Genomic DNA, 9,646 nt, shown 5'->3' on the forward strand with positions numbered 1-9,646 from the left:
CGTGCTGGTGGCCCGCCGCGAGGAGCGTCTGCGCGAGACGGCGCGCGATCTCACCGAACACCACGGCGTCGAGGCCGAGATCGAGACGGCCGACCTCGGCGCGCCCGGCGCGGCGGCCGAACTCTTCGCGCGGCTCACCCAGCGCGGTCGGAGCATCGACGTGCTGGTGAACAACGCGGGCTTTGCCGTGCACGGCGACTTCCTCGGTCAGGACGTCGACCGCGTGAGCGAGATGATCCGCGTGAACGTGATCGCGCTCACCGAACTGACGCATCTGTTCGCGAACTCCATGGCCGAGCGCGGCGGCGGCCACGTGTTGAACGTCGCCTCGATCGCCGGTCTGACGCCGGTGCCCACCTACGCCGCCTACGCCGCGACCAAGGCCTACGTGGTGAGCCTGAGCGAGTCGCTGGCCCACGAACTCGCGCCGCGGAACGTACGCGTGACCGTGGCCATGCCCGGGGTGACGTGGACGGAGTTCTTCGAGGTCAGCGGGCAGAAGACCACGTGGTTCGGCCGGATGACGGGGAAGAAGAGCGCCGACGTCGCGCGCATCGCCGTCGATGCGGCGTTGAAGGGACGCAGCTCGACGATCACCGGCTGGCGCAACCGCCTGACCATGGCCCTGTCGGCGCCCGTACCGCGCCATCTGAAGGCCTGGGTGACCTGGCAGTTGAACCGCAACGACTGACGATCGACCGTCCCGGAACCGCGCACGACGTCCGGGCGTTCGCAGTCCGTTGCCATCTCCCCGAACCGGGACGGTCCATCGTGCACCGAACTGCGATCGTGATCCTGCTGCTGACGATGTCGTTCCTCGCCGCGCCCGCCCAGGGCCAGCTGCTCGAGAGCGAACGCAACACGATCGAGGTGTTCCAACGCACCTCCGACTCGGTCGTCTTCATCCGCAACGAGCTCGTGCAGCGGAACTTCTGGACCGGCGACGTCATGCGCCGGCAGGCCGGCACCGGATCGGGCTTCGTGTGGGATCGCCAGGGACACGTGGTCACCAACTACCACGTGATTCGCAACGGGGAACGCTTCTTCGTGGTGTTCTCCGACGGGGCCGAGTTCGAGGCCGAGGTCCGGGGCTTCGATCGCAACAAGGACCTGGCCGTGTTGCGCATCGACGCACCGGCGTCGCGACTGCGTCCGATCGAACCCGGAGACAGCGACGAGCTGCTGGTGGGCCAGAAGGTGCTGGCCATCGGCAACCCCTTCGAGCTCGACCAGACGCTCACCACCGGCGTGGTCAGCGCGCTCGGCCGCGAGATCCGCTCGGTGGCCGACGTCCCGATCACCGACGTCATCCAGACCGACGCCTCGATCAATCCGGGCAATTCGGGCGGCCCCCTGCTCGACAGCCGAGGACGCCTGGTCGGGGTGAACACCGCGATCATCAACCGCACCGGGGCGAACGTGGGCATCGGCTTCGCGGTTCCCGTGAACACCGTGCTGCGGATCGTGCCGCAGTTGATCGAGACCGGTCGCGTGAGCCGGGCCGGGCTCGGGATCAGCGTGGTGGGCGACCCCATCATGGTCCGGCTCGGACTCGAGGGCGTCGGCGTGCGCGACGTGGCCCGGGGCACGCCCGCCGATCGGGCCGGGCTGCGGCCGTTGCGGCGGATGCGCGACGGCCGGCTGGTGGGGGACGTGATCGTGGCGGTGGCGGGCACGCCGGTCAGTCGCTTCGACGACCTCTACAAGATCCTCGATCCCTACGAGCCCGGCGACCGCGTCGAGATCGAGGTCCTGCGCGATCTCGAACGCCGCGAACGCATCGAACTCGAGCTGACCGACGTCGGTCCGCGGCGTTGAACGCACCGCGCTTGCTCGCGCGCCTCGAGGGCGGTTAGGATTCCGTCGGCTCGGGATCGACCATCCCGGGCCGTTCGTGATCCCGTGGATCCCCCGGAAGCCGGTGCGAATCCGGCGCGGCCCCGCCACTGTGAGCGGCGACGAACCCCGGAACACGCCACTGGTCCGTGCGCACGGACCGGGAAGGCCCGGGCAGTAGGACGACCCGCGAGCCAGGAGACCGATCCCGGGACAGACCTGAACGTCCTTCGTGGGTTGAGGACTCCAGGCCCGGCCGTCCCCTTCGGTCGCGTCGTGCCATCCGAACGTCCTCGGCTCCACGCCAACGTGGAGGCCGATCCATGGCTCGTGTTCTTCTCGGTGCGGCCGCGCTCGCGGCCGTCGTTCTCCTTCCTTTCGCCGCTGCCGCGCAGATCGCCGACACCGGCCAGCAGAACCCCGAGGTGCTGCGCACCAACGGGCAGATTTCGATGTGGGCCGACACCGTCGTCGACTTCGTCCGTGGTCCCCTGGACTACGCCGATCCCTCACTGGGCCTGGCGTCCTTCGGCAGTCCGACCGACGTGCTGGGCGACGCCGGTTCGCCGTTCAGTCTGGGCGACGGCGGATCGATCACGCTGGGCTTCCCCGAGAGCATCGTCGACGGGCCGGGCGTGGACTTCGTGGTGTTCGAGAACGCCTTCGCCTTCGGCGGCGAGGTCTTCGCGGAGCTGGCCTTCGTCGAGGTCAGTTCCGACGGGGCGACCTTCGTCCGCATGCCGGCGATCTCGCGCATCGACCGTACGATCGGGGCCTTCGAGGGGATCGCCTCGACGGAGACGTACAACCTGGCCGGCAACTACGTCGGCGGCACCGCCTTCGACCTGGACGACCTGGCCGATCACCCGCTCGTCGTGGCGGGGGACGTCGACCTGCAGGCCATCGCGTACGTGCGTGTGGTCGACGTGATCGGCGACTGCACGAACGGATCGTCCTTCGACGCCCTGGGCAACGCGGTGTGCGACCCCTATCCGACGGCCTCGGCCAGCGGGGGCTTCGACCTCACGGGCGTGGCCGTCATGAACCCGCCCGGGCCGGTCTCGGCCGACCGTGCCAGCTTCGGCTCGCTGAAGGCCCGCTACGGCGATCGCTAGGGTCGTTGTCGCGCGGGGGCCGTCGGCCTAGACTGGTGGGGTCGTCCGAACCCGTATCCTGCCCTCTGCCGGAGGCCCCCGTGCTCTACGACAGCATCCTCGAAGTCATCGGGAACACACCCCTCGTCCGCATGCACCGGGTGGGTGCGGCGCTCGAGTGCAATCTGTACGCGAAGTGCGAGTTCCTGAACCCCGGCGGCTCGGTCAAGGACCGCATCGGGTACCAGATGGTGATCGACGCCGAGAAGCAGGGGCGGATCAAGCCGGGCGACACGCTGATCGAGCCCACCAGCGGCAACACCGGCATCGGCCTGGCCCTGGCGGGGGCGGTGCGCGGCTACCGCGTGATCATCACCATGCCCGAGAAGATGAGCCGCGAGAAGCAGGTGGTGCTCGAGGCCCTGGGCGCGAAGATCGTGCGCACGCCGACCGAGGCCGCGTGGGACTCGCCCGAGAGCCACATCGGCGTGGCCAACCGCATGCAGAAGGAACTGCCGAACGCGCACATCCTCGACCAGTACAGCAATCCGAGCAATCCCGAGGCGCACTACGATCGCACGGGCCAGGAGATCATCGACGACCTGGACGGTCAGGTCGACATGGTGGTCATCGGCGCGGGCACCGGCGGCACGATCACCGGTGTGGCCAAGCGGCTCAAGGAACACAACCCCGACTGCGTCATCGTCGGAGTCGATCCCATCGGCAGCATTCTCGCCGGGGGCGACCACGTGGCCTCGTACAAGGTCGAGGGCATCGGCTACGACTTCATCCCCGAGGTCCTCGATCGCGGCCTGGTCGACACCTGGGTGAAGACGAACGATCGCCAGAGCTTCCTCATGGCACGGCGGCTGATCAAGGAAGAGGGCTTCCTCTGCGGCGGTAGCTGCGGTGCGGTCGCCGTGGCCGCCCTGCAGGAGGCCCGGCGTCTGAAGCCCGGCCAGAACTGCGTGCTGATCCTCGCCGACGGCGTGCGCAACTACATGACGAAGTTCGTCGACGACCAGTGGATGCGCGAGAACCGCTTCAGTGGTGACGACGTCATCGAGGGCACCGTGGCCGAGATGACGCACTCGAAGAACGGTCGGAGTCTGATCACGCTCGACCAGCAGGAGAGCCTGACCAAGGCGATCGACCTGATGCGCCACGAGGGCATCTCGCAGATCCCGATCACCGCGGAAGGACAGCTCGCCGGCCTGCTCACCGAGAAGGACCTGCTCGAGTTCCTGACCAGCGGCGAGCGGGATCCGAACGTCCACCTGATCGACGTCATGCGTCGCTCGGTGCCGACCGTGCTGGAGACCACGCCGCTCAGTGCGCTCGACGAGATGCTGGACCTGACCGGCAGCGTGGTCGTGGTCGACGACCAGCGGCACCCGCAGCACATCCTGACGAAGATCGACCTCGTCGAGTGGCTCGTTCACCACTGAGCGGGCCCGTCCGCGCCGCTCACGTCACGTCTCGGTGACGTTTCGGCCCGGTCGCCGGCCGGGCGGTTGACGTCGGGCCACGTGATTCGTCATCTTCGTGGCAGGCCGCGCGATGCCAGCGGCCGTTGCTCCCCTGATCCGTACGCTCTCGAGACCGGCTCCGCTGCCTCTCGTGCGCGTGCGCGACCGTCGAGCCCCCCGCAATTGAACGGGGCCGGGCCCACGTCGCGGCCCCGGGGAGTGCTGTTCCATGCGAGCCGTTCTGATCGTCCTGCTGCTGTCCTCTCTCTTCCTCCAGGCCGGCTGTGCGGCCTTCGGGATCGCGACGCGCGGCGATCTCGAGGACGAACGCCGCGCCGCCCGCGCCCGGGCCGAACAACTGCGCGAGGAGAATCGGATCCTTCGCGATCGGATCGAACGTCTCGGTGCGTCCATCGAGGTCACGGGTCGATCGATCGCCGACATGGAGTCGACGCTGCAGCACTTCGGGGACCGCGCAGCCGAGCAGCGTCAGGAGATCTGGTCGCAGACCGGCGACCTCCAGGTGCGGTTGGCGGCGATCGAGGACCGGCTGGGGGCGGCCGCGAGCCTGTCGGACTCGCTGCGTGACGACGTCGACCGAGCCAGTCGGGCGGCGCAGGCGGCGAGCACCGAGGCCCTGACCGTCCGTCAGGACCTCGACTCGGTCGCCGAGAACGCGGAGTTCGCTCGCTCGCGGAGCGAGGTCCTGCTCCGGGCCTGGTTGGAGCAGCTCCGGGCCGAGCGAGACCGCCTGGAGCGGCAGCTGGGAGCCCTGGAGTCCTCGCTCTCGCAGTGGGAATCGGAGGTGTTCCGCCCCGAGGGTCGATCCTTGTCCGGGTCGGCGGAGGGCGATCTCGACGTCTCCGACGACATGTCCGGTGCCGGTGCCGAGTCGGAGGACGCCGCGGCGGAGCGCTGATCGGACCGGGCGTTGGCGGTTTCGGACTCATCCGCCGGAGAGCCGGTGACGAAGACAACAGAGGGCCGTCCGCGCGGGCCGTGCCCCGAGAGGAAACATCATGTCGCGCCGATACCTCCGGATCGCAGCCTGGGGCGTGCTGCTCGTTCTCGGGCTGCTCTTCGTCTGGGTCGCTCCCCGCGTCCGGGCCGGAGACTCCGAGACCAACCGCGCGCGTGTGGAGCGCATGTACGCGGACTACCGTGAGGACTCCTTCGCGGAACTGCCCGACCTGAGCGTCGACGAGGCCCGCGCGCGTGCCGACAGCCTCGCCGCGAACGAGGACGACGCCGACGACCTGGTCTGGCTCGACGTCCGGGACGCCCGGGAGCGCCGGATCTCGCGTCTTCCCGACGCGGTCGACCGGGAGACCTTCGCCCGCCACCGTGACGAATGGAGCGACCGGCCGGTGGTCGTGTACTGCACGGTGGGCTATCGGAGTGGTCTGGCGGCACGCGAACTCCGCCGCCAGGGGATCGAGGCCTGGAATCTGGCCGGCGGGATCCTCGCCTGGGCCCACGAGGGCGGCCCGGTCCTCGACGGTCGGACCGGTCGCCCGACCCAGCGCGTCCACGTCTACGGGTGGCGTTGGAACCTCTTGCCCGAGGGCTGGAAGGCCGTCTGGTGAGCCGTCCCGATCATCCCCCCCTTCGACGATCGGTGCGCGGGGACGCCCTCGCCCGCGAGGCCAGGGAGCGTCTGCACGATCTGGCCAGCGAGACCCTGCCGACCGAGCGCGATCTCGCCGGGCTCTTCGACCTCGTCGACCGGTTCCACCGCACCGTGTTCGAGGCGTCGCCCGCCCTGCGGGTGAGCTGCGGCCGGGGATGCGCGCACTGCTGTTCGCAGATGGTCTTCGACGTCCACGCCTTCGAGGTGGAGCGCATCGGGCGTCGCCTGGTGGAGGAGCGGCGCGTCGCGCCGGTCCGGGCGACGCTGGAACGACGACAGGAACTCCACGACCGCGTGCGTCGCGATCACCCCCGCCACCACGACGAGGACGTCGACGCCTGGATCGAGCGCGTGGCGATCGAGTTCTGGAAGAAAGACGAGCCCTGCGCACTGCTCGATGCAGACGGTGCCTGCTCGGTGCACGACGTGCGGCCCTGGTCGTGCCGTCGCAGCTTCGCGGCGAGCGATCCGGAGCTCTGTCGCGGCGACCACGCCCAGGATCCGCGCCGACGCTTCTTCACGTTGGCTCCCGACGAGGGATTCGACGCCGCCCTCGAGGACCTCGATCGGTTCGCCACCTACGACGTCGACACCGATCAACTCGATCTGGCTCTGCTGCGCTGGCTGCGTGCCCACACGCCTACTCGACGAGACTGACCTTGCCGAGCGAGCGGATGCCGTCGAGCTGCACCACGTACAGGTAGACCCCCGACGCCACGCGCCGCCCGGCCGTGTCGCGGCCGGACCACGGCACGGCGTGCAGGCCCGTGTCGAGGCGAGTGTCGGTCAGGGTGCGGACGTGGCGTCCGCGGCTGTCGTACAGATCGATCCGCACTTCCGTCGGTCGGTCCAGCTCCAGCTCGATCCGCGTCTCCGGATTGAAGGGGTTCGGCCGCGCTCCGTGCACCACGCCCGCGCCGCGAGCGGCCGGGGACGACGTGCCGTCGGCACTGACCGTGAGCACGACCGGAACGCGGAGTGGGTCGGTACCGGCACCGGAGAAGACGACGAGTTCGGCCGAGTGGTCGCCCGGATCGAGACCTCGGGCGTCGAAGTCGAGCTGTAGAGCGGTCTGCTGTCCGCCCGGGATCGACCCCGTCGTGTTGGCGACCGCACCCCACGCGATCGGCTCGACGATCGCGAAGGGGGTGTCGGTGTCCACGAACTGGTCGGGATCCCCGGCGTCGCGCAGGCGCAACCGGGCATCGAAGGTCGCCGGACCCGTGACCGTCCACGTGAAGGAGCTGTCGTTCGGCGTGCTCGCGCTGAGCGTCTCCCAGGTCTGGCCTCCGTCGCGGGACAGATCCAGGGCCACGTCGCCGTCGACGGCGGCCACCCACTCCAGTGCGACCTCCTCACCGGTGCGCAGCGGAGCCACGGGAGATGTGATCTCCAGGAAGGCAGCCTGCGGGCCCCGGAGCAACACGGCCGAGGACACACTGCTCGGTCCGCTCCCGAAGCCGTCGCCGACGATGCGGTACGGAACCACCAGATCGCCCTGCAGGCGCAGGGCGAACTCCACGGTCACGGTGGCGGTGCCGGCCTCGCCGTTGCGGATGTTCCCCCACGCCCCGTCGGGATCGGTCCAGATCACGGCGGCGCCGTCACCGGTGGCGCCGTTGCTCACCAGCTTGCGCTGCTCGGCACCGAAGAGGTCGGTGCTCGACACCACGCGCACACCTGCAGGGAAGTCCAGTTCCACGGCCTGCAGCCATTCGAAGTCGGTGCTCGCGTTGTCCACGCGGACCTGCAGGGTAGTCGTCGAGGCCGGCTCGTAGCGATCGATGCCGACCTCGAGCGAGGATCCCGCGATGCTGCGTGCCGGTGACGGGGCCACGGGGGCGACGATCAGCGCCTCGTAATCGAGTGCCGAGCCGGCAGGACCCTCGTTGTAGAGCGCCACGCTGCGATCGGCCTCGTTGCCGGCGGAGATCCGGAATCGGATCTCGTCGGCGTCCAGTCGCGGCAGCGCGACGGGGCGACGGATCTCCTCGTCGATCGTCACTTCGTACACGGCCGTGCCCGCGCCGAGCGTGCCGTGCCCGAGGACCAGCGTGACCGCCTCGATCTGGTCGAGCGGCGTCGCGAGCTCGATCGGAGTCCCGGGGCCGAGGTCGACGCCCTCGGTGGTCCACGAGCCGTCGGGGCGTTCGATCACCGCGCGGCCCCGGAGCGGGGTCGCGGACGGCACCTGCGGGGTGATCGTCACCACGCCGGGTTCCCCGGCGCTGAAGCCCTCGGCGCGCAGGAAGTTGGCGGCCAGACGCTCGATGCTCCCCGAGAACGAGGCCGGCACCGACGACCGCTCCTCGGTGAGGGGTGCGGTGGGGAAACCGGTCGCCTCCTCGTATCCGAACTCGGGTCGCGCTCGATCGCCCGTCACCAGGTTCCAGGTGGCGAAGTCGACCCAGCTCTCGGCGACCGGTCGGCCGAACTGGGCCAGCGTCCAGTCGTAGGAATCCATGACGGGTTCCTGGGGAGCATCGGCACGACGCAACCAGAACGTGACCACACTGGCGATGCCCACGCTCTCGCTCATCCAGTGCTGCCAGACCGATTCGGCGTAGGCGCCGCTGCCGCCGTCGTCGAGCGGAGCGGTGGGGGCGGTGATGGGACTGCCGAAGGTGAGGTAGTTGTAGAAGTCGTTCACCTGGTCGTAGACCACGTCCTCGGTCCAGGTGGCATCGATCTCCACCCACAGGCCGGGTTCGGTCCAGCCGTTGTTGGCGAACTGGCTGGCGTGCTTGAGTTCGTGGGCGGCGGTGACCTTCGCCGCGCCCCAGACGTTGCCCTCGGGATCGTCGTTCGGGGGAAAGTTGTAGAAGTTGTGGTGGACGGTGATGAAGGTGCCGGCCGAGCCGACGTCGGTACGCTGGGCGAAGCCGTAGGCGCCGATCCTCCGCAGCACGACGCGATAGGGTCCCTCGCTGATGTCCGGGGCGGCGAAGCCGAGCTCCGTGAACTCGCGGTCCCAGGATTCCTCGAAGTACAGGCCCACGCGGTCGACGAAGTCGGGCACACCGTTGGCCGGGTCCGAGTCCTCGGGAGGCACGGCATCGGTTCCCGTGGTCTCGTACTCGAGCTGGAACCGTCCCTGGGGACTGGTGGTGATCTCGGCGCTCGTCGACGCGGTCCGGGGGGTGAGCCATGCGTCGACTGCCGCCCGCTGCGGCGCCGACAGTTCGTCCCGGCGCGCCTGTGCCTCGGCCACGATCAGCGTGGCGCAGCGCACCGGACGGTCGACGCCTCGATCGCGGTACAGGGCCGGCAGGGATTCCGGTTCGAACACGCGGCGCAGTTGCAGCATCAGCGCCTCGGTCCCGTCGATCCGGCCGGAATCACGGTCGGACTCGATCGCGACGAGCGCCGGGTCGCGATGCACGTGGGCGGAGTTGTCTGCCGTGGATCGGCTCGGGAGCAGGGCGAGCAGCGCCAGTGCGAGCGTGACGGCCGGAAGCGGGGCGCGCATCCGGAGGGAGCCTCCTGTTCGGGTCCACACGCGGGGGTACGGCGTGTCTCGGACTTCGATCCTACCACACCGTCGCAGGCCGTGGAGACCCGTGCGCGCACGGGGTTTCCCGTGAGGGCGTGTCGTTGCTCACCACTGCGCAGTGAGG

General features: G+C 69.5%; 8 protein-coding genes and 1 riboswitch. Of the genes, 7 read left to right on the forward strand and 1 reads right to left on the reverse strand.

Going from position 1 to position 9,646, the window contains the following annotated elements; all coding sequences use genetic code 11:
* The 7 genes from VKA86_12435 to VKA86_12465 all read left to right on the forward strand — a co-directional run.
* On the forward strand, window positions 1-691 hold a 691-nt coding region (locus tag VKA86_12435; GenBank protein HKK72021.1), incomplete at its 5' end, for an SDR family NAD(P)-dependent oxidoreductase.
* Between the two features lie 80 nt (window positions 692-771).
* Window positions 772-1,818 (forward strand): trypsin-like peptidase domain-containing protein, encoded by a 1,047-nt coding sequence (locus VKA86_12440; GenBank protein ID HKK72022.1) that lies wholly within the window; start codon window positions 772-774, stop codon window positions 1,816-1,818.
* A gap of 95 nt (window positions 1,819-1,913) precedes the next feature.
* A riboswitch (cobalamin riboswitch) is annotated at window positions 1,914-2,039 on the forward strand.
* 120 nt (window positions 2,040-2,159) lie between these two features.
* Entirely contained in the window at window positions 2,160-2,951 is a 792-nt protein-coding gene (locus VKA86_12445; GenBank protein ID HKK72023.1) for a hypothetical protein, read from the forward strand.
* 80 nt (window positions 2,952-3,031) lie between these two features.
* A complete protein-coding gene (locus VKA86_12450) occupies window positions 3,032-4,378 on the forward strand; it encodes a cystathionine beta-synthase (GenBank protein HKK72024.1) in 1,347 nt (448 codons plus the stop codon).
* Window positions 4,379-4,628: 250 nt separating this feature from the next.
* Window positions 4,629-5,318 (forward strand): hypothetical protein, encoded by a 690-nt coding sequence (locus VKA86_12455; GenBank protein ID HKK72025.1) that lies wholly within the window; start codon window positions 4,629-4,631, stop codon window positions 5,316-5,318.
* A gap of 100 nt (window positions 5,319-5,418) precedes the next feature.
* Window positions 5,419-5,985, forward strand: a complete 567-nt coding sequence (locus VKA86_12460; protein ID HKK72026.1) for a rhodanese-like domain-containing protein — start codon at window positions 5,419-5,421, stop codon at window positions 5,983-5,985.
* Window positions 5,982-6,686 (forward strand): YkgJ family cysteine cluster protein, encoded by a 705-nt coding sequence (locus VKA86_12465; GenBank protein HKK72027.1) that lies wholly within the window; start codon window positions 5,982-5,984, stop codon window positions 6,684-6,686. Before VKA86_12460 ends, VKA86_12465 begins: the two co-directional genes overlap by 4 nt.
* On the opposite strand, the gene VKA86_12470 is transcribed toward VKA86_12465, so the two are convergent.
* Window positions 6,670-9,498 carry an MXAN_6640 family putative metalloprotease gene (locus tag VKA86_12470; protein ID HKK72028.1) on the reverse strand — a complete coding sequence of 943 codons (2,829 nt, stop codon included), beginning with the start codon at window positions 9,496-9,498 and terminating at the stop codon, window positions 6,670-6,672. The genes VKA86_12465 and VKA86_12470 overlap by 17 nt on opposite strands.
* Between the last annotated feature and the right edge of the window lie 148 nt (window positions 9,499-9,646).

This window comes from Candidatus Krumholzibacteriia bacterium, assembly GCA_035268685.1.
Classification (GTDB): Bacteria; Krumholzibacteriota; Krumholzibacteriia; order JAJRXK01; family JAJRXK01; genus JAJRXK01.

Bases quoted from the DNA above. Each gene is read 5' to 3' on its own strand.
- VKA86_12445 (HKK72023.1), top strand. From the start codon at position 2,160: ATGGCTCGTGTTCTTCTCGGTGCGGCCGCGCTCGCGGCCGTCGTTCTC.
- VKA86_12455 (HKK72025.1), top strand. From the start codon at position 4,629: ATGCGAGCCGTTCTGATCGTCCTGCTGCTGTCCTCTCTCTTCCTCCAG.
- VKA86_12460 (HKK72026.1), top strand. From the start codon at position 5,419: ATGTCGCGCCGATACCTCCGGATCGCAGCCTGGGGCGTGCTGCTCGTT.
- VKA86_12470 (HKK72028.1), bottom strand. From the start codon at position 9,498: ATGCGCGCCCCGCTTCCGGCCGTCACGCTCGCACTGGCGCTGCTCGCC.